Raw genomic sequence first — 24,252 nt, 5'->3', positions numbered from 1 at the left:
CCTCCGGGGCCGGGGTCCACGGTCAGCGGAGCCGTGGTCCACGGTCAGCGTCGTCCCGGAGGGAGCCGGGCGACTCATTCGGTGCGGACGATCCGCGACGGGCGCGCCTCGGCTCAGGCCGACTTCGGGGCGGTCGGCCGCTTGCGTCGGGGGCGGGTCGCGGTCTCCTCGGGCACCCGCGCCAGGTGTGACTCCGCCAGCGCGACCTGGTGCGGCGAGCCCACCAGCCGGCCCTGCCGCCGGGCGGCCAGCCACCACTCACGGGCCGCGACGGTGTCGCCGGTGCGCTCGGCGATCCGGCCGAGCAGCTCGTCGTAGGCGCCGAGGCTGAACGACGGCGTCCCGAGCACCGCCTGCCGGCCGCGGAACGGGTGCAGTTGCACGGTGGCCATCTCGATCTCCGGCTCGTCGCCGATCTGCAGGGCCACCTCCGCCTGCAGGAGGGTGGCCACGTCGCTGGCCCAGTCGCGGACCTGCGTGCGGCCCCACCGCTTGCGCAGCCGCCGCGCCTCGGTCAGGTCGCCGGACTCCGCCGCGGCCAGCACCGCCATGAGCTGGAGCAGCGGGTTGCCCTCGTCGCCGGTCCGGACCAGCAGCTCGATCGCCTCCGGCAGCCGGGCGTCGCCCCGGCGCAGGGTGAACTGGTGCGCGGCGAAGGCGTGCGCGGCGTGCGGCGTGACCTTCCGGTACAGCTCGTAGGCCTCGGTGGTCAGCTCCTCGGCCCGGGCGGCGTCCCCGCGCAGCCAGGCGGCGCCGGCCTGCTGCCACAGCACGTGCGGGCGCACCTCGGGCCCCGACAGCGAGATCGCCAGCCGTCGCCCGGCGTCCATGTCGGCCTCGAAGCCGCGCAGGTCGCACAGGTGCAGCCGGATCGCCGCCCGGTGCAGCCGGGCGTAGAACTCGGTGCGCCGGGGCAGCCCGCGACCGGCCAGCGTGAGCGCCTCGTCGGTGGCGGCCAGCCGGAGCTCGGCCGCACCCGGCCGCCCCCAGACGGCCAGGGAGTAGTTGTTCAGCGTCCGGCCCAGCAGCTCGGGGTCGCCGACCTCGCGGGCCAGCGTGACGGCGCGCTCGGCGTACCGCGGACCCCGCTGCAGGTCCTCGCTGAAGGCCAGCTCCACCCCGAGGGTGCCCAGCAGCCGGGCGGTCAGCCGGTCCCGCTCCTCGGGCGACGCCGTGTCGTCGCCCCACCCACCCCTCTCGTCGCTGTTCTCCAGCAGGTCCTCGAGCAGGGCCACCATCTCGTGGTCGACGACGCCGTGCGGCCGCCAGTTCCACAGCGTCGGCGAGCCCCACACCGCCGCCGCCTCCAGGAGGCACCGGCGGTCGCCCAGCTCGCGGGCGACCGCGATCGCCTCCGCGACGACCTCCCGGGCCTCGGTCCGCTGGCCGCTGCTGAGCAGGTCGTTGCCGAGCGCGGTCAGCAGGTCGTGGCGGGTGCGGGCGGCACCGGGCTCGCCCGGGTCGAGCAGGGACAGCGCCCGCCGCACGTGGGCCGCCGCCTCGCCGTGGGCCAGCCGCTCCCGGGCGGCCTGCGCGGCGGCGGTCGAGTAGCGCAGCGCCGGCGCCGGCCCGGTGACCGGCACCGCCTCGACGAAGTGGTGGGCCAGCCGCTCGACCAGGGGGTCGTCGGCCCGCCCGCCGGTGGCCCGCCGCTCCAGGGCTGCGGCCAGCCGGGCGTGCAGCCGGGCCCGGCGCAGCCGCGGCAGGTCGTCGTGCAGCACCTCCTGCACCAGCGCGTGGGTGAACCGCCAGCTCCACGGCTGCCGACCCTCGACGACCAGTCCGAACGCCATCGCCTGGTCCAGCGCGGCGAGCGCCTCCTCCGCGGCCGTGCCGGCGGTCTCCAGCAGGTCGAGCGGGACCTCGCGGCCGGCGAGCGCGGCCAGTTCGAGCACCTCCCGCGTGCCGGCGGGCAGCCGGTCCAGGCGGGTCCGCAGCACCTCGCCGACCGACGGCGGCACCGGCACCCGGTCCAGGTGCAGGTCGTGCGCCCCGACCATCCAGCGGGCCAGCTCGACGACGAAGAAGGGGTTGCCGGCGGTGCGGTCGTGGACGGTCTCGGCGAGCGCGTGCCCGCCGACGGCGCCGAGCTGCCCGGCCATCAGCACGGCGACGTCCTCGGTGCTCAGCCCGGCGAGCCGGATCCGGCTCGCGGCCGGCTCCCGGTTCAGCCGCGCCAGGCAGTCGACGACCGGCTCGGGCAGGTCCTCGCCGATGGTCCGTACGGTGACGACGATCATCAGCGGCGCGCGGGGCAGGTGCCGGGCCAGCAGCCCCAGCAGCTGCACCGAGGTCGTGTCGGCGCCCTGGAGATCGTCGAGCACGACCAGGACCGGGCGGGTGGCCGCCGCGGTGAGCCGGGCGCGCAGCCCCTGGAACAGCGCGAACCGGGCGGCGTCGGCGTCGGCGGAGGGGGCGTCGGTCGCCGGGTCCAGCGGCTCCTGGGCCAGCTGCTCGAGCACCTGGGTCCACGGCCACAGCGCGGGGGCGCCGGCGTCGTCGGCGCAGCGGCTCCAGGCCACCGTCCAGCCGGCGGCGCGGCCGGCGTCGGCGGCCGCCTCGGCCAGCCGGGTCTTCCCGATGCCGGCCTCCCCGCCGAGGACCACGATCCCGGGCTTCCCGCCGGCCGCCTGCTCGGCGACCGCGCGCAGGTGGGCCAGCTCGGCCTGCCGGCCGACCAGGGTCTCGGCGCCGGGGGTGATCGCCGGCATGGGCGCGGGCGGGGGGACGACGGAGAGCACCGGGCGCGGCACGCGGTCGGTGAGCCGGGGGTCCTGCCGGAGCACCGCCCGCTCGAGGTCGCGGAGCTCCGGGCCGGGGTCGATGCCCAGCTCGTCGCGCAGCAGCTCGGTGCACCGGCGCAGCGCGTCCAGGGCGTCGGCCTGCCGGTCGGCGGCGTAGAGGGCGGTGACCAGCCGCGCCCACAGCCGCTCGCGCAGCGGGTGCTCGGCCACCAGGTGCTGCAGGTCGGTGACGGCGGTGTCGGCCCGGCCCGTCGCCAGCAGCGCGTCGCAACGTCGCTCGCGGGCGCGCACGTGCAGCTCGGTCAGCCGCAGCCGGTCGGTGGCCGCCGTCGGGGTGTCACCCAGTTCGGCCAGCGGCGCCCCGCGCCAGAGCTGCAGCGCGCGGTCGAGCAGCGCGACGCCGCGGGCCGGGTCGCCGGCCTCCACGGCGCGGTCGCCCTCGTCGACCAGCTGGGCGAACCGCAGGCTGTCGAGGTCCGCCGGGCCCACCTGCAGCAGGTAGCCGGGGGGCCGGGTGAGCAGGACCTTCGGTGCCTCCCGCGGGCCGCGGTCGGGCTCCAGGACCCGCCGCAGGTGGGAGACGTAGGCCTGCAGCGTGCCGGTGACCGTCGGCGGGGGCTCGTCGCCCCAGAGCGTGGACACGATGCGGTCGATGGCCACCGCGCGGCCGGGCTCGGCCAGCAGCAGGGTGAGCAGGGCACGCGGCTTGGCGCCACCCACGTCGACCGGCTGTCCGTCGGGACCCGTGACCTCGAGGGGCCCGAGGACGCGGTAGTGCACGACGCGGGATCTTCCCAGGTCCGGCGCCGGAAGGGGAGGGCTCCCCGCGCGCCATCGGGTGCAAGAGCCGCCGCAAGCCGGCTGCAAGTGCCCGGCAAGTCCGCGCCGCGAGGGTCGTCCCGTCCGAGAGAAGCCCCGCGGCGCGAGAGCCGCGACCGTCACCGAGGAACCCGCCGTCATGAGCCCCACCGAGGTCCGCCCCGCGTCCCCGACGATCCCCGCCCCGCGCACCGCCGCCGACGACGCCGGACCGGGGATCCCGCCCGCTGCCGTCGCCGACCTCCGCAGCCGCGTCCACGGCCCGGTCTACGCCGCCGGCGACGAGGGGCTGGCCGCCGAGGTCTTCGCGTGGAACGTCGCCGTCAGGCACACCCCCGCGGTCGCGGTGGGCGCCACCTGCGCGGCCGACGTCGCCGCCGCCGTCTCCTGGGCGGTCGCGCACGGCCTGCCGGTCGCCGTCCAGGCCACCGGGCACGGCCCGGTCCGCAACGCCGCGGGCTCGGTGCTCGTCTCGACCCGGCGCATGCAGGGCGTCACGGTCGACCCGGGCCGCCGCACCGCCCGGGTGGAGGCCGGCGTCAAGTGGGAGAAGCTGCTCGCGGCCGCCGCCGAGCACGGGCTGACCGGCCTGTGCGGCTCGTCGTCCGACGTCGGGGTGGTCGGCTACACCCTGGGCGGCGGGATGGGCTCGCTGGGCCGCCGGTTCGGGTTCGCCGCCGACGCCGTCGTCTCCTTCGACATCGTCACCGCCGACGGCGCCCTGCGGACCGTCTGCGCCGAGAGCGAGCCCGAGCTGCTCTGGGCCGTCCGCGGCGGCAAGGGCAACTTCGGCATCGTGACCTCGCTGGAGATCGAGCTGGTGCCCGTGCGGTCGATCGTCGGCGGCGGCATCTTCTTCGCCGCCGAGGACGCCGCCGCCGTCCTGCACGCCTTCCGCACCTGGGCGCCCACGATGCCCGAGGAGGTCGGCACCTCCATCGCCGTCCTGCGGCTGCCGCCCATGGAGGAGCTGCCCGAGCCGCTGCGCGGGCAGACCGTCGTCCACCTGCGCTACTCCTACTGCGGCGACGACCTCGCCGAGGGCGAGCGGCTGGTCGAGCCGATGAAGGCGGCCGGCCGGATCGTGCTCGGCTTCATCGGCCCGCTGCGGACCACCGAGATGGACGCCGTGCACATGGACCCGAAGGACCCCATGCCCGGCTGGGAGAAGGGCATGCTGCTCGCCGAGCTCACCGAGGAGACGGTGGACGCGTTCCTCGCCGCGGCCGGTCCGCAGGTCGAGGTGCCGCTGGTCATGGCCGAGATCCGGATGATGGGCGGCGCGCTGGCCCGCCAGCCCGGGGCGCCCAACGCGGTCGCCGGCCGGGACGCCGCCTGGTCGGTGCTCGTGCTCGGCCCGGCCGTCCCCGAGCTGGCCGACGTCCTGCCGCACGTCGGCCGGGGAGTGCTGTCCGCGCTCGCCCCCTGGGCGGCGCCCGGCTGCATGGTCAACTTCCTGGGCGACGTGGCCGGGCCGGCCGAGGTGGCCGCGGCCTACCCGCCGGCGGTGGCCGAGCGGCTGCTCGAGCTCAAGCGGGCGGTGGACCCCCGCGGGGTCTTCTCCTTCGGGTACGCCCTCGACCCCCGTGGCTGACGCGAAGGCGGGGGAGGAGCGGCAGCGGGGGCAGGACGCCTGGCCCCGCCGCCTCCCCCGGCACCTCCGCCGGATCCGGCCCGGGCTGCCGTCCCTCGGGGAGGGCGAGGGGCGCGGTGCCGACGACGGGACGGGCCGCGGCCGGGAGGACGAGCCGCGGTGAGGCCACCGCCCCGAGGCTGGTGACGTACTGGAACGGCCACCCTCCAGGGTCCCGCGCCGAGCGTGCGAGGCGTGGGGGGGGAAGGGGTGGTCCGCTGTCAGTCGGGGAGCAGGACGCCGGGGTTGCAGATGCCCCGCGGGTCCAGCCGCTGCTTGACCGCCCGCAGCACGTCGACGCCGAGCGGGCCGATCTCGCGCTCCAGCCAGGGGCGGTGGTCCGCACCGACCGCGTGGTGGTGGGTGAGCGTGCCGCCGGCGGCGACCAGGGCGTCGGTCGCGGCCCGCTTGGCCAGCAGCCACTGCTGGATGGGTAGGTCGTCGTCGCGGTCGGCGAGGACGGTGACGTACAGCGAGGCGCCGGTCGGGTAGCCGTGCGACACGTGGCTCATGACCAGCGGCGTCCGCCCGCGGCGGCCGAGCGACTCCTGCAGCGCTCCGCGGACGGCGTCGTAGACCGCGGGCAGCGCCGTCCAGGTGGCCGCCGTCTCCAGGGTCTCGACCAGCAGGCCGGCGTCCATGAGCGAGTCCCGCAGGTAGGGGGCGCCGAACCGGTGCTTGCGCCACGACTCGCCGACCCGTGAGCCGACCCGCGCCGCCCGTGACTCCCGCAGCACCGACGCGGCCGCCCGCCGCCGGGCCCGGACGAGCGGCGGCAGCCCCTCCCAGCCGACGACGAGCAGGCATCCGCCGCTGCGCCGCCGCGCCCGCAGCGCGCCGCGCAGCGCCCGCGCCCCCGGCCCGGAGGCCATGAGCAGGTTGGCGCGGGTCTCGTCGGGGTCGGAGAGGCGGACGACGTCGGGCAGCAGGTCGTGCCGCGCCAGCCGTTGCAGCCCGGCCAGCCCGGCCGCCCACGACCGGAACGACCAGCCCTCGTAGTCCCGGGTCCGCGGCCGGGGCCGTACCCGCAGCCGCAGTTCGGTGATGATGCCGAGCGCCCCCTCGGAGCCGAGCGCCAGGCTGAGCAGGTCAGGGCCGACAGCCGAGGCCGGCGGGTGGCCCAGCTCGAGCACCCCGGACGGCGTGGCCAGCGTGAGGCCGGCGACCAGGTCGTCGAAGCGGCCGACCCCCGTGGAGGCCTGCCCGGCCGAGCGGGTGGCCGCGTAGCCGCCGAGCGTGGCGAACTCCCAGCTCTGCGGCAGGTGGCCGAGGGTGAGCCCGTCCCGTTCCAGGCGCTGCTCGAGCGCCGGGCCGCGCATCCCGGGACCGACGGTCACCAGGGACGACGGAACGTCGACCGACCGCACCGACGCCATCCGGCCCAGGTCGACCGAGACCGACGGCCGGTCGTCGGCGTCGACCCCCGACAGGCCGCCGACGACGCTGGTGCCGCCGCCGAACGGCACCACGACCACGCCCAGCTCGCTGCACAGCGCCAGCAGCGCGGCGGTCTCCTCGGTGCTGCCGGGGGTGACCACCGCGTCGGGGGCGTCGGAGGCGTCACCCTCCCGCCGGCGCAGCAGGTCCAGGTAGCTCTTGCCGCCGGCGTGCTCCAGCCGGCTGGCCCGGTCGGTCCGGACGTGCTCCTCGCCGAGCAGCTCGCCCAGGCGCTGCCGGCAGTCCTCTGCCAGCCGGGAGGGCGCCAGCCGGATCTCCGACACCGGCACCGGCGGGGTGGGCCGCTGCGTCCAGCCGAGCTCCTTGGTCAGGTGCCGGCGGGCCGCCTTGGGCAGCACCTCGGCGAGATCGGGGAACGGCGCGAGCTCCAGGGTGCCGTCGTCCCCCTCCCGCCCGCCGGTCACCGTCGCGTCGCGCGGGCTGGTGGGTCGACCCCAGCCCTGGATGGTCAGTCGGGGCTGTTCGGGCACGGCTACAGTCTGCCGGGTGCCGGCTGCGGGTCCCTCCGACGGTGCCGGTGCCGGCGCGCTGTCCCCGGCCCGCCGGGTCGCTGACCTCGACGTCGTCGCCGGGGGCCGGGTCGACGTGGTGGTGGTCGGCGGCGGGGTGACCGGCGCCGGCGTGGCCCTGGACGCCGCCTCGCGCGGCCTCTCGGTCGTCCTCCTCGAACGGGCCGACCTCGCCTCGGGCACCAGCCGCTGGTCGTCGAAGCTGGTGCACGGGGGCCTGCGCTACCTGGCGCACGGCGAGCTCGGGCTGGCGCGGGAGAGCGCCCGCGAGCGCGCCGTCCTCATGGGGGCGACGGCGCCGCACCTGGTCCGGCCGCTGCCGTTCCTCGTCCCGGACGTCGCCGGCCGCACGGCCAGCGCGCTGGCCGGGGTGGGCGGGCGGCTGGGGGACGCCGTCCGCGCCTCGGTGGGCGGTGGCCGGCGGTCGCTGCCGGGCACGCGGCGCGTCGGCGCGGCCGAGGTGGCCCGGCTGACCCCGGGCGTGCGCGGCCGGCGCGGCGGCGTCGTCTTCTGGGACGGCCAGCTGATCGACGACGCCCGGCTGGTCGTGGCGCTGGCCCGCACCGCGGCGGCGTCGGGTGCGCGGGTGCTGACCGGGGCGGCGGTGCGCGCCGTCGACGGCGCCGACGTGCACGTCGAGATGGACGACGGCGAGGCGCTGACCCTGCGCGCGGGCGTCGTCGTGAACGCGACGGGGGTCTGGGCGCAGCACCTGGCCCCCGGGATCCGGTTGGTGCCCTCCCGCGGGTCGCACCTGGTCGTCCCGGCCGAGCGGCTGGGGTCGCCGGCCGCGGCGCTGACCGTGCCGCTGCGCGGCTCGCGCTCCCGCTACGTCTTCGCGCTGCCGCAGCCCGGCGGGCTGGTGTACCTGGGGCTGACCGACGAGCCGGTGCCCGGTCCGGTCCCCGACGAGGACCCGGTGCCCAGCGACGCCGAGGTGCAGCAGCTGCTCGACACCGTCAACCAGGTGCTCACCGCGCCGCTGACCCGCACCGACGTCGTCGGCTGCTACGCGGGGCTGCGGCCGCTGGTGCTGCCCGCCTCGGCCGGCGCCGGCCCGGGCGACGCCACCGCCGACCTGTCCCGCAGGCACCTGCTGCGGTGGGACGGCTCGGTGCTCACCGTCGTCGGGGGCAAGCTGACCACCTACCGTGCGATGGCGGAGGAGGCCGTTGACGCGGTCGTGGGCCGGCTGGGCTCGGGCGCTCGGCGGACCAGCACCCCGCGGCTGCCCCTGGTGGGTGCCGCACCGCGGGTCGCCCTGGAGCGGGTCGAGGCTCCGCGCCGGCTGGTGGAGCGGTACGGCACCGAGGCGCCGGTGGTGGCCGCGCTGGGCGCCGAGCCGCTGGTGGAGGGCCGGCCGGAGACGGTGGGGGAGCTGCGGTTCGCCGTCCGGGCCGAGGGCGCGCGGACCGTCGCCGACCTGCTCGACCGGCGGGTGCGGGTGGGTCTGGTGCCGGCCGACCGAGAGCGGGCCGTCCCGCCGGCCGAGCGCATCCTCGCCGAGGAGCTCTGACCCCGTCTCATGCAGTGGGAAGGCGGTTCCACTGTGTGGGCGCAGGGGTGGAGGCTGTCGGCGTGGACACCTACACGCACGGGCACGCCGAGCCGGTCCTGCAGTCCCACCGCTGGCGGACGGCCGAGAACTCGGCCGGCTACCTGCTGCCGCACCTGCGCCCGGGGCTCGACCTGCTCGACGTGGGCTGCGGCCCGGGCACGATCACCGTCGACCTCGCCGCCCGCGTGGCGCCCGGGCGGGTGCTCGGGCTGGACGTCGCGCCCGCCCCGCTCGACGAGGCGCGGGCGGCCGCCGAGCGGGCCGGCGTCCCGGTGGAGTTCGCGGTCGGCGACGTCTACGCGCTCGAGGCGGCCGACGACTCCTACGACGTCGTCCACGCCCACCAGGTGCTCCAGCACCTGACCGAGCCGGTCGCCGCGCTGCGGGAGATGGCCCGGGTGTGCCGGCCGGGTGGGCTGGTCGCCGTCCGGGACGTCGACTACGGAGTGGTGTCCTGGTTCCCCGCGGACGACGGCCTGGACCGCTGGCTGGAGCTGTACCGGCAGGTGCACCGGCGCAACGGCAGCGAGCCGGACGCCGGGCGGCGGCTGCTGTCCTGGGCGCACGCCGCCGGGCTGCGCGACGTCACCGCCACCACCAGCTCCTGGTGCTTCGCCACCCCGGCCGAGCGCGAGTGGTGGGGCGCCTCGTGGGCCGGCCGGGCCACCGCGTCGTCGTTCGCCGAGCAGGCGGTGTCCTACGGGCTGGCCACGCCGGGCGGTCTCGAGGAGCTCGCCGCGGCGTGGCGGCGCTGGGCGGCCGCCGACGACGGCTGGCTGGGCATGCTGCACGGCGAGCTGCTCATCCGCGTCCCCTGAGGAAGGACCCGTGGGGGCAGAAACGGCCATTTCTGCCCCCACGGGCGTCAGGCGCCCTGGCGGGCGGCGTTGGCCTGGGTCGCGGTGCTGACGTACTGCGCCAGCCCGGGAGCCATCCGCTCGTACGTCGCGGCGAACCGCTCGTCCTCGACGTACATCCGGCCGAGGCCCGCCTGGATCTCGGGCGTGCACTCGTAGAAGTCCCGGCTGATCTGCTGACGGTGCGCCTCGGCGATGTCCATGGCCTCGGCCGAGTCGGCCGGGACGCCGGACTGCATCGCCCGGACGAAGCGGGTGCCGATGTCCTCCATCTCGGCCTTGATCCGCACCCAGTCGTCCTTGGCGTACGCCGCGGTCCTCCGCTTCGACTCCGCGTAGGCCTCGGTCCCGCCCCAGCGCTCCTCGGTCTCGGCCTCGTACTGCGCCGGGTCGTGCTCGCCGAACACCTCGAACCGCTCCTCGGGGGTCAGTGAGATCCCCATCGCTCTCGCCTCCATCTCCTTCTCCACGGCCGCGACCATCGCCTGCGTGCGCTCCAGCCGGTCCCGCAGCAGCCGGTGCTGGCGGCGCAGGTGCTCGGCGGGGTCGGCGGACGGGTCGTCCAGCAGGGTCGCGACCTCCTCGAGGGGGAAGCCGAGCTCGCGGTAGAGCAGCACCTGGTGCAGCCGGTCCAGGTCGGCCGGCGAGTACTGCCGGTAGCCCGACCCGGTCCGCCCGGACGGCGACAGCAGCCCGATCCGGTCGTAGTGGTGCAGCGTGCGCACCGTGACCCCGGCCAGGGCGGCCACCTCTCCCACGTTCACGCGTCTCCTCCTCTCTGACGGGGACGAGTGCACAGCCTGACGTCGCGTCAGGGTCAAGCGCGATCTCACCGCCGTGCGCGAAGGTGGAGGCCGTGGACGAGAAGGAGACGCTGCACCGGTACCTGCGCCAGCGCCGGGAGGACCTGCTCGGCAAGCTCGACGGGCTCTCCGACTCCGACGTCCGCCGGCCGATGACCCCCACCGGCACCAACCTGCTCGGCCTGGTCAAGCACGTGGCGTACGTGCAGCTGGGCTACCTCGGCGACGTCTTCGGCCGGCCGGCCGGGCGCCCCTACCCGTGGGACGCCGAGGGCGCCGCGGAGGACGACGACCTGTGGGCCGCCGCCGGCGAGACGCGGGAGGCGATCGTCGAGCTGTACCGGTTCTCCGCCGAGCACGCCGACGCCACGATCGAGGCGCTGCCGCTCGACGCCCGCGGCGAGGTGGCGTGGTGGCCGGAGGAGCGGCGGTACCCGACGCTGCACCGGGTCCTGGTGCACCTGGCGGTCGAGGTCGCCCGCCACGCCGGCCACGCCGACGTGGTGCGGGAGCTGATCGACGGCTCGGCGGGCATGACCGCGGCCACCCCGAACCTCCCGGAGCGCAGCCCGGAGGAGTGGGCGGCCCGCCGGGAGCGGATCGAGGCGGCCGCCCGGTCCTGGAGGGGTGCCGCCCCGGGCGATGGGTGAGGATCGCAGCCATGGCCGACGACGTCTCACCCGAGGACCCCTTCCCCCGCAAGCGCGTCCGGGTGGACCGGCGGGCCGACGGGAACGTCGAGATGGCCTACGTCGAGACCGGCGAGGGCGACCCGATCGTCTTCCTGCACGGCAACCCCACGTCGTCCTACCTGTGGCGCAACGTCATCCCGCACGTGCGGCACCTGGGTCGCTGCCTCGCGCCCGACCTCATCGGCATGGGCGAGTCGGACAAGCTGCCGGCGCCCGGCCCGGGCACCTACTCCTTCTCCGCGCACGCCTCGTTCATCGAGCGCTTCCTCGAGCAGGTCGGCGCGACCGACCGGGTCACCTTCGTGCTGCACGACTGGGGGTCGGCGCTCGGCTTCGCCTGGGCGCACCGGCACCCCGGCGCCGTCCGCGGCCTGGCCTTCACCGAGGCGCTGGTCACGCCGCTCACCTGGGCGGACTGGCCGGCGCAGTCGCGCACGATCTTCCGCACGATGCGCGGCCCGGACGGCGGGGCGGCGGTGCTGGAGAAGAACGTCTTCGTCGAGCGACTGCTCCCCGCCTCGGTCGCCCGCGGGCTGAGCCCGGAGGCGCTCGACCGGTACCGGCAGCCGTTCGCCGCTCCCGAGGACCGCTGGCCGACCCTGGAGTGGCCGCGGCAGATCCCCCTGGAGAACGTGCCGCCACGGGTCCGGGACGTGGTGTCCCGCTACGGGCAGTGGCTGCGCACCAGCGACGTCCCGAAGCTGTTCCTGAACGCCGACCCGGGGTTCCTCCTCGTCGGCCGGCAGCGGGCGTTCGTGCGCAAGTGGGCGGCGCTCACCGAGGTGACCGTGCCCGGGGCGCACTTCGTGCCCGAGGACTCGCCGCACGAGATGGGCCGGGCGCTGGCCGACTGGATCCCGACGCTGCGCTGAGGCCGGTCACACCGCCTGGCCGGTCGGCCGGTCCACCGTCGGGACGACGCCCTCGGTGCCCGCGTGCGTCGTGTTGGCGAAGTCCTCGAGCTGCGGGTGCCAGCGCCGCATCGCGCCGCGGTGCGGCTCGGCGCGGGCGAAGGCGGCGACGGCGGCCGCGTCGTCCCACCACGAGACCGTCGTGAAGGTGCGGGCCAGCGGCTGCGCGCGCAGCACCAGCGACCGCGCGCCGGGCGAGTCCCCGACCTGCCGGCGGATGGCCAGCGAGGCGCGGAGGAAGGCGGGCACGTCCCGCAGCCGGCGCAGCTGCAGGCGAGTGACGACGACGACGCCCGGGCCGGGACCGGTCCGGGGAGCGGTCCAGGGCAGGTCGGGGATGACGGGCACGGTGACCTCCGAGGGGACTAAACGACTGTAAAGCCACGATAGACCGAGACCTAAACGCATGTAAAGTGTGGTCGTGCCCCCTCGGACCGCCGGACGTCTCCACACCGACCTGGTCGCCGCCGCCGCCGATCTGCTGGAGCGGACCGGCTCGGTCGAGTCGGTCACGCTCCGGGCGGTCGCGCGCGAGGCGGGGGTCACCGCCCCCGCCGTGTACGGCCACTTCGCCGACCTGGCGGCGCTGCTCGACGCCGTCCTCGAGGAGGGCTTCCTGGCCCTGCGGGGTGCGATCGCCGAGGCGGTCGCCGGCGTCGACGACCCGGTCGAGCGGCTGGTGGCCGGGTGCCGCGCCTACGTGCGGGCCGGCCTGGCCGCCCCCGCGCGGTACCGCGCGATGTTCCAGCGGCGGCAGGTCCCCGGCGGGCAGGGGGCCTTCGACGTCCTCGTCGCCGCCGTCGCCGCCTGCCAGGAGGCCGGGCGCTCGGCCGGCCGGGACGCCCACGGGGACGCCGTCCTCGTCTGGACGGCGCTGCACGGGGTGGTGACGCTGCGGGCCACGGGGGCGGCGTCGCCCGACCTCGACGGCCAGGTGCGCGTGCTGGTCAGCCGGCTGGCGCTGCTGGACCCGCCGCCGCCAGGTGAGCGCGCCGGGCCAGCCGCCGGCGGCCCTTGACCCGGTACATCGCGGCGTCGGCCGCGGCCAGGACGGTGTCCGGGGTGTCGTCGGGAGAGCAGAGCGCGACGCCGACGCTGACGCCGACCCGGTGCGGGGTGCCGCTCCCGTCGACGAGCGGTGAGCCGAACGCCTCGGTCACCCGGTCGGCGACGGCCTGGGCGTCCGGCTCGGCCGCGACCCCCGGGCAGAGCACCACGAACTCGTCGCCGCCGATCCGCGCGACGGTGTCCCCGGGGCGCACCGCGGCCTGCAGCCGCCGGACGGCCTGCACGAGCACCTCGTCGCCGACGGCGTGCCCGGCGGCGTCGTTGACCGGCTTGAAGCCGTCGAGGTCGCAGAACAGGACGGCGAGGGAGTCCCGGGTGCGCCGGCCGGCCCGCAGGAACTGCTCGAGCCGGTCGATCAGCAGGCTGCGGTTGGGCAGCCCGGTGAGGGGGTCGTGCAGAGCGGCGGCGCGCAGCCGTTCCTCGAGCTCGCGCTGGGCGGTGACGTCGGCCAGGGCGACGACCGCGCCGAGCAGCTCGCCGTCCGCACCGCGCACCTGGCACCCGGAGCTGCGGACCAGCCGGCTGGGACCACCCGCCGGGGAGATCCGGATCTCGACGTCGGTGATCCGGCCCTCGCGGTAGGCGCGGGTGAGCGGCACCTCGTGCGGCTCGAGCGTCCGGCCGTCCGGGTCGGTCAGGGAGAAGACCGACGCCAGGTCGCCCGGCTCGACCTCCGGCCGGGCGTCCACCCCGTGCCAGTCCCGGCTCACCCCGTTGAACAGGCTGACCCGGCCGTGTGCGTCGGCGGCGACCACCCCGACCGGCAGGGCCTCGAGCAGGGCGCGGGTGAAGGCCTCGGAGCGGGCCAGTTCGGCGTGCGCCGCCTCGGCCTCGCGCCGGGCCACGACCTCGGCGGCGGCCGTGTCGGCCAGCTGGAGGTGCGCCCGCCGCCGCTCGAAGACGCCGACGACGACCCCGGCCAGGTCGGCCAGCCGGTCGCAGGTGTCCTGGTCCAGCTCGTGCGGCCGGTCGTCGAGCACCGACAGCGTCCCGACCGTGGTGCCGTCGACCACCAGGTGGGCGCCGGCGTAGGCGCGCAGCCGGCCCAGGCGGCCGTCGACCCACGGGTTGGCGGCGAAGCGCGGATCGCGGGACAGGTCGGCGATGGCGTGCACGCCCGGGTCCCACGCGGCGACGATCGCGCTGAGCGGGGCCTCGGGGGGCGACAGGGGGTCGACGACCCCGTGCGGGGACAGCGGGTGGACCTCGTCGCCCAGCAGGTCGACGGCGGCGTACGGCATCCCGGTGAGCGCGGCGGCGACCCGGACGACGCCGTCGATCTCGGGGTCGCTGCGCACGCCGAGGACGTCGAACTCGTGCAACAGCGCGGTCCGGCGCTCGTCGAGCTCCCCGCGTGCCACGGTTCCCGCGTCCTCCTGACTCGCCGGCCGAACTGGCCGTCCGGCACCGCAACGACGTCCCCGGGTCACCGGTTGAGGCAGCGGTCCCCGGTGTCCCCCGGAGGGGTCAGCCGCTCAGCGTACGCACGGTCTCGACGACCGCCACGACGGCGAACACGAGGAACAGGAGCGCGGCCAGCCGCCTGATCAGCGCCACCGGCAGCCGGTCGGCCAGCGTCGCGCCGAGGAAGACCGCGAGCGCCGACACGGTCAGCAGGGCCGCCCAGGCGCCGGCGAAGACCGAGAACGGGTCGTCGAGCCGGGCGGCCAGGCCGGCGGTGGCCAGCTGCGAGAGGTCCCCCCACTCGGCGGCGAAGAGGACGCCGAAGCTGATCGCGGCCGCCCGCAGGAACGAGGTCTGCTCGCGGGCCGCGGCGGCCTCCCCGGCGTCCTCGGGGCCGCTGGACGCGCTGCGCCACAGCAGCACCGCACCCACGAGGAAGAGCACGGCCACGACGCCGCTGACCAGCGCCTCCGGCAGCAGCGAGAGCAGGCTGCCGGCGGTGACCGCGATCGCCACCTGCAGGCCGAACGCCGTCCCGACGCCGACGAAGACCGGCAGCGGGGCGAACCGGGTGGCGAGGACCAGGCTGGCGAAGAGGGTCTTGTCGGGCAGCTCGACCGGCAGCACGAGGGCGAACGCGGTCGCGACGACCGTCAGGGACAGCACGGGCACTCTCTTCCGCTCGGCACCGCCGGGCGGGTGCGCAGTTCTCGGCTCCCACGGTAGCCGGGCGGAATCCGGGTGCGCCGGGAGGGCGCGCTCGCTACCGTCCGGCCATGCCGTTCCGTTGACGCCCGTCCCCGAACAGCTCGCCGCCCGCGGCCCGGTCCCTGACCCGGCTGGCGGTCGGCTGGGCCGCGCTGTCGGAGCTGGTGCCCTACTACCCGCTCTACGCGCTGCTCTTCCTCGACACCGGCCTGTCCGGCGCCCAGATCTCGCTGCTGTTCGCGGTGTGGTCGGTGACCGGCCTGCTCACCGAGGTGCCCGCCGGCATCCTGGCCGACCGCTGGTCCCGGCGCGGCGTCGTGGTGCTCGGTGGCGCGCTGCAGGCGGCGGGCTTCGTCGTGTGGACGGCGGCCCCCGCGGTGTGGAGCTTCGCCGTCGGCTTCGTCGTCTGGGGCGTGGCCTCCTCCCTCGTCTCGGGCGCGGCCGAGGCGCTGGTGTACGACGGCCTGGCCGCGGTGGGCGCGGAGGCGACCTACGCCCGCGTCAACGGCTGGATGACCGCCGCCGAGCTGCTGGTCCAGCTGCCGACCGCGATCGCGGCCAGCGCGCTGTTCGCCGTCGGCGGGTACGCGGCGGTCGGCTGGGCCAGCGTGGGCGTGTGCCTGGCCGCCGCCGCGCTCGCCCTGCGGTTCCCGGAGGCCCGGCACGTCGCGGCGGACGACGGCGAGGACGACGTCCCGCTGCGGCAGGGGGTCACCGAGGCGCTGCGCCGTCCGGGCCTGCGGCTGACCGTGCTCGCCGTCGCGCTGCTCGGCGGTCTGGACGCGGTCGAGGAGTACTTCCCGGTGCTCGCCGCCGACTGGGGCGTCCCCACGGCCGCCGTCCCGTTCGCGGTGCTGGCCACCGCGCTGGCCGGGGCGCTCGGCGGGGCGCTGGCCGGCCGGGCCGAGCGGCTGCCCGATCGCGCGCTCCCCGCGCTGCTGGTGGTCGCCGGGCTGCTCCTGTTCGTGGCGGCGGTCTGGGCCCGGCCGGCGGCGCTGCTCGCGCTGAGCGTCGCCTACGGCCTCTACATCGCGGTGCTCGTGGTCGGCGAGGCCCGGCTGCAGCACCGGATCACCGGACCGCACCGGGCGACGGTGACCTCGGTCGCGGGGCTGGGCGTGGAGCTGGCGTCGCTGCCGGTGTTCGCCGCGTGGGCGGTCGGCGGGCTGAGCGGGATCGCGGTCGTCGTCCTGGCCGTCGTCCCGGTGGTGGCGGCGGGCCTGCGCAGCCGCCTGCCGGCTCAGACCGACGGGTAGGCCGCCTCCGCGGCGGCGGTGGCCGCCCGCAGCACCTCCTTGACCGGCAGCCCCCGGTCGCGGGCGAGGGCGGCCACGTCCTCGTACTCCACGCTCACGTTGACCAGCCGCCCGTCGGCGACCGCGAGCTTCACCCCGACCGTGCCGTCGAGCACCGCCACCACCGCGCTGGTCCGCTCCAGCGCCACCTTGCCCACCGGCGTCACGCGCAGCCCGATCGTCGACGTCGTCGCGAACACCGCCGCCTGCACCGCGGCCGCGGTGCCCGGCGGGCACAGCGCCGACACCGTGTGCGCGGGGCGGCCCTTCTTCATGAGGATCGGGGTCAGCCAGGCGTCCGCGGCGCCGGCGGCCAGCAGCGCCTCGATGACGCCGGGCCACAGCCGCGGGTCGAGGTCGTCGACGTTGGCCTCCAGCACGACCTGCGACGCGGGCGCGGGCTGGGCCGGCTCGCCCAGCACCAGGCGGACGACGTTGGGCAGCTGCTCCGGGTCCCGCGCGCCGGCGCCGACGCCGACCCGGCTCACCCGCATCGGCGGGAGCGTCGTCCACTCGTCGACGCGGGCGGCCAGCAGCGCTGCGCCGGTGGGCGTGCACGCCTCCGCCGGCACCGGGCCGGCGTGCACCGGCACCCCGGCGAGCAGTTCGAGCACCGCGGGCGCGGGGACGGGCACCACGCCGTGCGCGCTGCGCGCCGAGCCGCTGCCCAGCGCGACCGGGGAGGCGGCGAGCCGGTCCAGGCCGAGGTGCTCGAACGCGGCCACCACCCCGACCACGTCGGCGAGCGCGTCCAGCGCACCGACCTCGTGGAAGTGCACCTCCTCCGGCGGAACGCGGTGCACCCGGCCCTCGGCGCGGGCCAGCCGCTCGAAGACGGCGAGCGCGCCGTCCCGCACCGCCGGCGCCAGGTCCGCACCGGCGAGCAGGGTGCGCACGTCGGCCCAGGTGCGGTGCTCGGTCGACGGGGGCGCGTGCACGTGCACGCGGGTGGCGCCCAGGCCGTGCCGGCTGACCTGCTCGGTCGTCAGCTCGACGGGCTCGACCGGCAGGGCGGCCACGGCGGCCGCGGGCACCTCCAGCGGCACCCCGGCGTCCACCAGCGCGCCGAGCAGCAGGTCCCCGCTGGCCCCCGCCGCCAGGTCCAGCCAGCCGATCGTGGTCACCCGGGGATCATGCCCCGCGTCCCGCCCGGGTTGATCATCGGCCGCTGGCTGCCCGACCCGCCGTAGCGCCCACGCACGCGGCGACGATCAACCGGGGACGGGGCTCAGCGGCGGGTTCTCCGGGCGATGCGGGCGGCGAACACCCCGGCGGCGTGGCCGTTGTCGATGTTGCTGACCACGACCCCCGGCGACGCCGAGTTGAGCATCGTCAGCAGCGCGCTGAAGCCGCCGAACGAGCCGGGCTGCCCGGTCGAGGTGGGGACGGCGACGATCGGGACGTCGGTCATCGCGCCGACCAGCCCGGCCAGCGAGGCGTCCAGCCCGGCGACGACGACCAGGCAGTCGACGTCGTCCAGCAGAGAGCGGTCGGTCAGCAGCGGGCGGATCCGGCTGCCACCGACGTCGTCGACCCGTACCACCTCGGTGCCGGTGACCCGCGCGGCGAACGCGGCCTCGGCGGCCACCGGCAGGTCGCCGCCGGCGCCGCAGAGCACGCCGATCCGGCCGGCCGGATCGGGCAGCGGGCCGACGGCCGCCGACATCGCCGCGGCGTCCACGGTCGTGTAGGCGTCGTGCTCGCTGGCCAGTGCGACGAGGGTCTCGGCGGTGGCGCGCACCACCACGGCGGGCCGGTCGGGGAACTCCCGGCGCGCCGCGCGGACCAGCGTCAGCACCTGCTCGGTGCTGCGGCCGGTGGCCCAGATGACGTCGGGCTCGGCCGGGGCCGGCGGGCGCACCGCGGCGGGCGCGGCCGGCTCGGCCGGGACCGAGGCCGGGACCGAGGCCGCGACGGCGGCGGCCGGCACCGGACCGAGGGCGGGCTCGGCCGGGCTGCCCAGCCCGAGCGGCGGGTCGGCGGGCTCGACGAGGAGGGGAGCGAAACCGCCGGGGTCGCCGGCCGGGTCGTCCAGCGGGGAAGGCTGCACGGCAACGACCCTAGGGGCGACGACGGCGCCGTCCCGGGACGCGACGGCACCCGTGTCGTCCCCACCGGACCCGTCCGTCACAGCCGTCGCAGGCCGCTTCGGCGGGCCGAACAGCGCGTCCAGCGGGCTGCTCCCGGCGCGGGTCTGGGTGACCGCCGACAGCCGGACGACGCGGTTGCGGCCGCTGCGCTTGGCGTCGTAGAGCACCCCGTCCGCGGCGGCGAACAGGGTGCGCCGGTCGTCGCCCCGGGTGGCCGAGGCGATGCCCACGCTGATCGTCACGGGCAGGTCGACCCCGAGCCCGGCCCAGTCGTGCTCGGCGACCGCGCGCCGGGTGCGCTCCAGCGCCCGCTCGGCCTGCTCGGCGGTGGTGTCGGGCAGCAGGATGACGAACTCGTCGCCGGCCCAGCGGCACACCTCGTCGGTGTCGCGGACCCCGGCGATGAGCAGCTCGGCGACCGTGCGCAGGACGGCGTCCCCGGTGGGGTGGCCGGCGGTGTCGTTGACCTCCTTGAAGCGGTCGACGTCGACCACCGCCAGCGCGGGCGCCGCGCCGGAGGAGAGCAGCCCGTCCAGCCGCGCCTCCGCGTAGCGCCGGTTGGGCAGGTGGGTGAGCGGGTCCTCGTAGGCCTGCCGGCGCAGCTGGCCGGCGGCGCGCTCGGTCTCCAGCAGGCTCTTGCGCCGGCCGAACAGCTCCACCCAGCGGGTGCGCCGCTCGTCGACGCGGTCGAGCTCGTCGGCGAGGTAGGCCTGCAGGTAGGGGAGCGCCCGGCCGGCGTCGTCCAGCTCCGAGTGCAGGGTGCACAGCTCGCGCAGCGCGGCGCGGCGCAACCGGGGCAGGCCGTGCTCGGTGGCGACCGCCAGGGCGGTGGCCAGCTGCTCGTCGGCGCCACGGCCGTCGCCCTGGCGGCGCAGCGCGCGGCCGAGGGCCAGCAGCGCGGCGGCGAGCAGCATCCCGTCGCCGGACTCCGAGGTGACCCGGACGGCGGCGCGCAGCGGCCCGGCGGCCGCGGTGTGCTGGCCCAGCCCCACGAGCGCCCACCCGTGCACCACCTGGGCGGCCACGACGGCCGTGGGGGCCTCCGGGGAGAGCAGGGCCAGCGCGTGCTCGGCCAGCTGGCGGGCCTCGGCGAAGTGCGGCAGCGCCGACTCCGGGACGCCGTCGTCGAGCAGCCCCTCACCCAGCTCGGCGCACAGCTCACCGAGGTGGGTCGCCGTGCCGGCGACGATCAGGTCGGGGGCCTCGTCCTCGTCGGTCAGGGCACCGGGGGTCGCGGCGGCGGCCACGGCGGTCTCGTGGGCGCGGCGCTGGTAGTCCAGCGCCAGCGGCATGAGCTCGAGGTCGGCGAGCACGCCGGCGAGCGTGCCGAGGGTGTCGACCAGCAGCGTCGACGGCGGCAGCCCCGGGTCGAGCAGGCTGGCCGCCTCGACCGCCTCGTCCATCGCGGCGTCGATGCGGCGGGAGAGCAGCTCGATGCGGGCGTGGCGGGCCAGGCCCGCGGCGCGCTGCAGGTCGTCGTCGGTGGCGTCGAAGGCGGCCTTGGCCGAGCGCACCAGCGCGATCGCCAGCGCCGCTCGCGAGGCAGACTCCGAGCGCGGGTCGCCGTCCTCGGCTCCGGGTACCGAGCCGTCGAGGAGCCCGGCGACCCCGGCGTGCAGGTCGAGGGCCGGCGGGGAGCCGGTGCCGTGCGGGGGTTCCACCGGGTCGCCGACCAGGGTGAAGCCGGCCTTGCGCAGCCGGCGCACCAGCAGCTCGGCGCGCAGCGTGTCGGCCCAGGCCCGGCCGAGGCCCGCGGGAGCGTCCTCGCCGGTGCCGGCGGGCCGAGCGTAGGGCGAGGGGTCGTTCTCGACGTCGGCGAGCAGTTCCTCGGCGTCGTCGAGCTGCCAGTTGGCCAGAGCAGAGGTCACCCGTTGGTGCAGGGCTCCGGGTGGCACGAGCGCACTGTGCACGGCGTCCTGGTCGGTGTCGAGCACCGGACCGGAGGCGCGCCGCAGGGTGTGATCGGGGTCGTCCGTTTCGTCACAGCCGTCCCATCCGGCCGGCCGCATCACGGCGCCGCTCCGTTCGCGGACGACTCGCTCGCGCCCTCGCCGCCGGGCGCGCGGACCCGGTTGCGGCCGCCCCGCTTGGCGGAGAACAGGTACAGGTCGGCGGTGTCGAACAGCGAGCGCCAGCCGTCCGGCTCGGCGGTCGCCGGTGCGGTGGCCACCCCGATGCTCACGGTGACCGACTCGGGCAGGTGCAGGTCGCCCCAGTCGGCGTCGGCCACGGCGGCGCGCAGCCGCTCCATGGCGGCCAGCGCCTGCTGCTCGGTGGCCGTCGGGAGGACGACGAGGAACTCGTCCCCGGCCCACCGGTACACCTCGTCGCCGGTCCGGCTGTGCTCGATCAGCAGGCCGGCGACCCGGCGCAGCACCTCGTCGCCGTGCGAGTGCGACGTGTCGTCGTTGACCTCCTTGAACCGGTCGATGTCGACGACGGCCAGCGACACCGGCTCCTCGCCCAGCCGCATGCTGCCCAGCCGCCGCTCGGCGCTGCGCCGGTTGCCCAGGCCGGTGAGGGAGTCCTCCATCGCGTGCCGGCGGAGGACGGCGGCCTGCCGCTCCGCCTCCCGCAGCCGGCTGCGCCGGATGAACATCTCCGCCCACAGCTCCCGGCCGCGGGCGTGCGCCCGCCCGGTGTCGGTGCGGTAGGCCTCCAGCCAGTGCAGGGCCTCGGCGGGGCGCCCCATCGCCGCGGTGCTCTGGCCGAGCTCCAGCAGGCACTGCCGGTAGCGCCGCCGGTCGCCGGTGGCGGCGAAGGCCCCCGCGGCGTCCACCATGAGGTCGGTGGCCTCCTGGTCGTGCCCGCCGCCGGCCTCCACCTGCGCCAGCCGGGTGAGCAGCCGGGCCAGCACCAGGTCGGCGTACCCGCGCAGCCACATGCCGCCGTCGCGGTGGATCCGCCGGTGCGCCCGGCGCATCGGCCCGAGGGCGTCGTCCAGGTCGCCGTGGCAGGACATCGCCCAGGCCTGGACGACGTCGAGCAGGTCCTGCTCGCTCGGCTCGGGCTCCCAGCCCAGCTCCCGGGCGGCCTCGGCGGACTCGATCGCGGCCGCGGCCAGCTCGTGGGCGCGCTCGGCCGATCCGCGTCGGGCCAGCGTCTGGGCCAGCTCGGCGTGCTGCTGGGCGCACAGCTGGAGCAGCCGCCACTGCTCCGCCAGGCCGGGCAGCCGGGCCGCGACCCGGTTCCCCTGCAGCGCCTGCGCGACCGCCAGTTCCTCGAGGTCGAGCGCGGCGAGGGTCAGCGACAGCCAGAGGTGGGCCTGGTGCAGCTCCCGCGACGGCCCGTCCGCGGTGGGCAGCTCGGTGAGCAGGCTGGCGTCGATGGCCAGCAGCATCGCGGCGTCGAAGTGGTCGGCGGTGACCTCGACGTGGGCGAGGTAGGCCAGGGTCAGCGCGGTCCGCGGGCCGGGCCGGCAGCGGCCGAGGGCCTCCCGCGCGCCGGCCACCGCCTCCGCGGTGGCCTCCCGGTCGCCGTCGACCAGCCCGCGGCGGGCGGCCAGCGCGTGCCGCCAGGCGGTCCAGTGCGGATCGGGAGAGGCGGCGAGTGCGGCCTCGGCCCGGTCGTGCTCGGTGGTGAAGGCCGTCGGGTCGTCCCGGTCGCTGGCCGCCAGGAGCCGCCAGAGCGCCTCGTCGAGGTCGTCGTCGCGGGTGCGGTCCGGGCCCGGGGTCACGCATCCCTCCAACGGCGGTGGTCCCGGCCCGTCCGGCCCGGGATGGGCAGCTCCCCGGGGGGAGCGTCCCGCTCCGACCCGACCGCATACCCTCGTCGAATGCCTGCGAAGCCCCCGACGCGGTTCGCCTATCTCGGGCCCGAGGGTACCTTCGCCGAAGCGGCCCTGAACCGGCTCGTCGCCCCCTCGGGGGACTCCCGGCAGCCGGCGCCGAGCGTCGCCGCCGCGCTGGCCGCCGTCCGCTCCGGGGACGCCGACGCCGCCCTCGTGCCCCTGGAGAACTCGGTCGAGGGCTCCGTGCCCGCGACCATGGACGGGCTGGCCGACGGTGACCCGCTGCTCATCCGTCGCGAGGTCTTCATGCCGGTGGCGTTCGTGCTCGCCGTCCGGCCGGGCACCGCGCTGCCCGACGTCCGGTCGGTCGGGAGCCACCCGCACGCCCTCGCCCAGACCGCCCGCCGGCTGGCCGGGCTGCTGCCCGGCGTCCCCCCGCTCCCGGCGACGTCCACCGCGGAGGCCGCCCGGCAGGTGGCCGAGGGCGGTCTCGACGCCGCGGTCTGCGCCCCGATCGCCGCCGAACGGTACGGACTGGCGGCGCTCGTCGAGGACATCGCCGACCACCCGGGCGCGGAGACCCGGTTCGTCCTGGTCAGCCCGCCCGGGCCGCTGCCCGAGCCGACCGGTGACGACAAGACCTCGCTGGTCGCGGTGGTCAGCGACCGGACCGGCGCGCTCCTGGAACTGCTGCAGGAGTTCGCCGTCCGCGGGATCAGCCTGACCCGCATCGAGTCCCGGCCGACCCGCGAGCGGCTCGGCGTCTACTCCTTCGCCCTGGACTGCGAGGGCCACGCCGCCGACGCCCGGGTGGGCGAGGCGCTGGCCGCGCTGCACCGGGTCTGCGACGACGTCCGCTTCCTCGGCTCCTATCCGCGGGCCGACGGCCGGGAGAGCAAGCCGGTGCCCGCGACGGCGACCGACCCCGCGTTCGCCGAGGCCGGCGACTGGCTGCGACGGGTGCGCGAGGGCCGCGCCTGAGTGTCAGGCGGTCAGGTGCCCCCGCCGCCGTTGATCATGGGGACGTGGCGGCTGCGCGCGGCGGGTCCGCGCGAGTTCCCGGCAACGAGCCCATGATCAACGGGGAGGTGGCGACAGCCGGGAGCGCAGCTCCGTCACGATCCGCCGGGTCACCGGGACGTCGAGGCCGTGCCGTTCGGCGGCCCGCAGCACCGCGCCGCCGATCGCCTCCAGCTCGGTCTCGGTGCCCGCGGCCGCGTCGCGCTGCATCGACGAGGTCATGCCGGCGGGCACCGTCGCCATGAACGCCAGGGTGGCGGCGGCGTCCGCCTCGGCGCCGTCGGCCCGTGCCACCGACGCGACCTCCTCGACCAGGGCCCGGAGGTCGTCGCCGCGCTGCTCCCGGACGGCGCCCAGCGGCGCGCCGAGGGCGGTGGTGAGCAGCGCGACCGGGGCGAGGAAGGACAGCTTGTCCCACAGCAGGCCGGCCTCGTCGGGGCGGACGGTGACGTCGAGCCCGGCCCCGGTGAGCGCGTCGGCCAGCACCTCCGCGCCCGGGGTGAGCTGGACGGCGGCGAGCGACCCCTCGTGCCGCACCACGCCCGGCGCCGTCCGGCTGGCCACCACGCGGATCGCGCCGGCGACGACGCGGCCGGCGGGGTAGCGCTCGCGCAGCAGGGCCATGTGCTCCAGCCCGTTGAGCAGGGGCACGAGCAGCGCCGTCCCCACCACGTCCGGGGGCAGGCGGTCCAGCGCGGCCGCCAGCTGGGTCGCCTTGGGCGTGACCAGGCAGACGTCGACCGGCTCGGTCAGCCGCTCGGCCCCGTGCGCCGGCGCGGTCAGCTCGCCGTACCGGTCGCTGACCAGCCGAAGTCCGTGCCGCTCGATGGTGGCGGCGGTCTCCGGCCGGGCCACGCAGGTGACCGCGTGCCCCTGCCGGACCAGCAGCGTGCCGAGCAGGCCGCCGACCCCGCCGGGACCCAGGACCGCGATGCGCAGCGACTCCACTCGTC

General features: G+C 77.1%; 19 protein-coding genes. 9 read left to right on the top strand and 10 right to left on the bottom strand.

The window, feature by feature from the left end; all coding sequences use genetic code 11:
- Nucleotides 1–113: 113 nt before the first annotated feature.
- Nucleotides 114–3,524, bottom strand: coding sequence for a BTAD domain-containing putative transcriptional regulator (locus MY520_RS06040; RefSeq protein WP_436691095.1), 3,411 nt, complete (start codon nucleotides 3,522–3,524; stop codon nucleotides 114–116).
- A 178-nt stretch (nucleotides 3,525–3,702) separates the two neighbouring features.
- Here MY520_RS06040 and MY520_RS06035 point away from each other — a divergent pair, with 178 nt between their 5' ends.
- Nucleotides 3,703–5,157: an FAD-binding oxidoreductase gene (locus MY520_RS06035; protein ID WP_436691093.1), complete on the top strand. Its 1,455-nt coding sequence runs from the start codon at nucleotides 3,703–3,705 to the stop codon at nucleotides 5,155–5,157.
- Entirely contained in the window at nucleotides 5,150–5,320 is a 171-nt protein-coding gene (locus MY520_RS06030; protein WP_436691091.1) for a hypothetical protein, read from the top strand. The genes MY520_RS06035 and MY520_RS06030 overlap by 8 nt, the downstream gene beginning before the upstream one ends.
- A 97-nt stretch (nucleotides 5,321–5,417) precedes the next feature.
- Here MY520_RS06030 and MY520_RS06025 read toward each other — a convergent pair whose 3' ends face one another.
- Complete coding sequence (locus MY520_RS06025) at nucleotides 5,418–7,124, bottom strand: FAD-binding oxidoreductase (protein ID WP_436691089.1); 1,707 nt, start codon at nucleotides 7,122–7,124, stop codon at nucleotides 5,418–5,420.
- Between the two features lie 16 nt (nucleotides 7,125–7,140).
- Between MY520_RS06025 and MY520_RS06020 the strand changes: the two genes are divergently transcribed.
- Together MY520_RS06020 and MY520_RS06015 are read left to right on the top strand one after the other, a co-directional pair.
- A complete protein-coding gene (locus MY520_RS06020; protein ID WP_436691087.1) occupies nucleotides 7,141–8,679 on the top strand; it encodes a glycerol-3-phosphate dehydrogenase/oxidase in 1,539 nt (512 codons plus the stop codon).
- A gap of 62 nt (nucleotides 8,680–8,741) precedes the next feature.
- Nucleotides 8,742–9,539 (top strand): methyltransferase domain-containing protein, encoded by a 798-nt coding sequence (locus tag MY520_RS06015; protein ID WP_436691085.1) that lies wholly within the window; start codon nucleotides 8,742–8,744, stop codon nucleotides 9,537–9,539.
- Nucleotides 9,540–9,586: 47 nt separating this feature from the next.
- Here the strand turns inward: MY520_RS06015 and MY520_RS06010 are convergent, their stop codons facing one another.
- The gene (locus MY520_RS06010; RefSeq protein WP_436691083.1) at nucleotides 9,587–10,342 is read right to left on the bottom strand and encodes a MerR family transcriptional regulator; all 756 of its coding nucleotides are present in this window, start codon (nucleotides 10,340–10,342) and stop codon (nucleotides 9,587–9,589) included.
- A gap of 92 nt (nucleotides 10,343–10,434) precedes the next feature.
- Here MY520_RS06010 and MY520_RS06005 point away from each other — a divergent pair, with 92 nt between their 5' ends.
- Both MY520_RS06005 and MY520_RS06000 read left to right on the top strand, forming a co-directional pair.
- Nucleotides 10,435–11,031, top strand: coding sequence for a DinB family protein (locus tag MY520_RS06005; protein WP_436691081.1), 597 nt, complete (start codon nucleotides 10,435–10,437; stop codon nucleotides 11,029–11,031).
- An 11-nt stretch (nucleotides 11,032–11,042) separates the two neighbouring features.
- Complete coding sequence (locus tag MY520_RS06000) at nucleotides 11,043–11,945, top strand: haloalkane dehalogenase (protein ID WP_436691079.1); 903 nt, start codon at nucleotides 11,043–11,045, stop codon at nucleotides 11,943–11,945.
- Nucleotides 11,946–11,951: 6 nt separating this feature from the next.
- On the opposite strand, the gene MY520_RS05995 is transcribed toward MY520_RS06000, so the two are convergent.
- Nucleotides 11,952–12,332: a hypothetical protein gene (locus MY520_RS05995; protein ID WP_436691077.1), complete on the bottom strand. Its 381-nt coding sequence runs from the start codon at nucleotides 12,330–12,332 to the stop codon at nucleotides 11,952–11,954.
- Nucleotides 12,333–12,405: 73 nt separating this feature from the next.
- On the opposite strand from MY520_RS05995, the gene MY520_RS05990 reads away from it, so the two are divergent.
- Nucleotides 12,406–13,002, top strand: a complete 597-nt coding sequence (locus MY520_RS05990; protein ID WP_436691075.1) for a TetR/AcrR family transcriptional regulator — start codon at nucleotides 12,406–12,408, stop codon at nucleotides 13,000–13,002.
- Here MY520_RS05990 and MY520_RS05985 read toward each other — a convergent pair.
- Both MY520_RS05985 and MY520_RS05980 read right to left on the bottom strand, forming a co-directional pair.
- Complete coding sequence (locus MY520_RS05985; protein WP_436691073.1) at nucleotides 12,932–14,413, bottom strand: diguanylate cyclase domain-containing protein; 1,482 nt, start codon at nucleotides 14,411–14,413, stop codon at nucleotides 12,932–12,934. The two genes, MY520_RS05990 and MY520_RS05985, sit on opposite strands and share 71 nt — an antisense overlap.
- Nucleotides 14,414–14,519: 106 nt before the next feature.
- Nucleotides 14,520–15,122, bottom strand: coding sequence for a TMEM165/GDT1 family protein (locus MY520_RS05980; RefSeq protein WP_436691071.1), 603 nt, complete (start codon nucleotides 15,120–15,122; stop codon nucleotides 14,520–14,522).
- A 206-nt stretch (nucleotides 15,123–15,328) separates the two neighbouring features.
- On the opposite strand from MY520_RS05980, the gene MY520_RS05975 reads away from it, so the two are divergent.
- Nucleotides 15,329–16,420, top strand: coding sequence for an MFS transporter (locus MY520_RS05975; protein ID WP_436691069.1), 1,092 nt, complete (start codon nucleotides 15,329–15,331; stop codon nucleotides 16,418–16,420).
- Here MY520_RS05975 and larC read toward each other — a convergent pair.
- The 3 genes from larC to MY520_RS05960 all read right to left on the bottom strand — a co-directional run bounded on the left by larC (nucleotide 16,405) and on the right by MY520_RS05960 (nucleotide 22,225).
- Nucleotides 16,405–17,583 carry a nickel pincer cofactor biosynthesis protein LarC gene (larC, locus tag MY520_RS05970; RefSeq protein ID WP_436691067.1) on the bottom strand — a complete coding sequence of 393 codons (1,179 nt, stop codon included), beginning with the start codon at nucleotides 17,581–17,583 and terminating at the stop codon, nucleotides 16,405–16,407. The genes MY520_RS05975 and larC overlap by 16 nt on opposite strands.
- Nucleotides 17,584–17,687: 104 nt before the next feature.
- Nucleotides 17,688–20,444, bottom strand: coding sequence for a diguanylate cyclase domain-containing protein (locus tag MY520_RS05965; RefSeq protein WP_436691065.1), 2,757 nt, complete (start codon nucleotides 20,442–20,444; stop codon nucleotides 17,688–17,690).
- Between the two features lie 113 nt (nucleotides 20,445–20,557).
- The gene (locus MY520_RS05960; RefSeq protein ID WP_436691063.1) at nucleotides 20,558–22,225 is read right to left on the bottom strand and encodes a diguanylate cyclase; all 1,668 of its coding nucleotides are present in this window, start codon (nucleotides 22,223–22,225) and stop codon (nucleotides 20,558–20,560) included.
- A gap of 99 nt (nucleotides 22,226–22,324) precedes the next feature.
- On the opposite strand from MY520_RS05960, the gene pheA reads away from it, so the two are divergent.
- Nucleotides 22,325–23,260: a prephenate dehydratase gene (gene pheA / locus MY520_RS05955; RefSeq protein WP_436691061.1), complete on the top strand. Its 936-nt coding sequence runs from the start codon at nucleotides 22,325–22,327 to the stop codon at nucleotides 23,258–23,260.
- A 96-nt stretch (nucleotides 23,261–23,356) separates the two neighbouring features.
- On the opposite strand, the gene MY520_RS05950 is transcribed toward pheA, so the two are convergent.
- On the bottom strand, nucleotides 23,357–24,247 hold the full coding sequence (locus MY520_RS05950; RefSeq protein WP_436691059.1) for a ketopantoate reductase family protein: 891 nt from the start codon (nucleotides 24,245–24,247) through the stop codon (nucleotides 23,357–23,359).
- Nucleotides 24,248–24,252: the final 5 nt, after the last annotated feature.

Source organism: Geodermatophilus sp. CPCC 205506 (assembly GCF_051383635.1).
GTDB lineage: Bacteria > Actinomycetota > Actinomycetes > Mycobacteriales > Geodermatophilaceae > Geodermatophilus.
This window is presented reverse-complemented; position numbering and strand designations above follow the sequence as displayed.

Coding starts and splice junctions, on each gene's coding strand:
- pheA (WP_436691061.1), top strand. CDS start 22,325: ATGCCTGCGAAGCCCCCGACGCGGTTCGCCTATCTCGGGCCCGAGGGT.
- MY520_RS06000 (WP_436691079.1), top strand. CDS start 11,043: ATGGCCGACGACGTCTCACCCGAGGACCCCTTCCCCCGCAAGCGCGTC.
- MY520_RS06035 (WP_436691093.1), top strand. CDS start 3,703: ATGAGCCCCACCGAGGTCCGCCCCGCGTCCCCGACGATCCCCGCCCCG.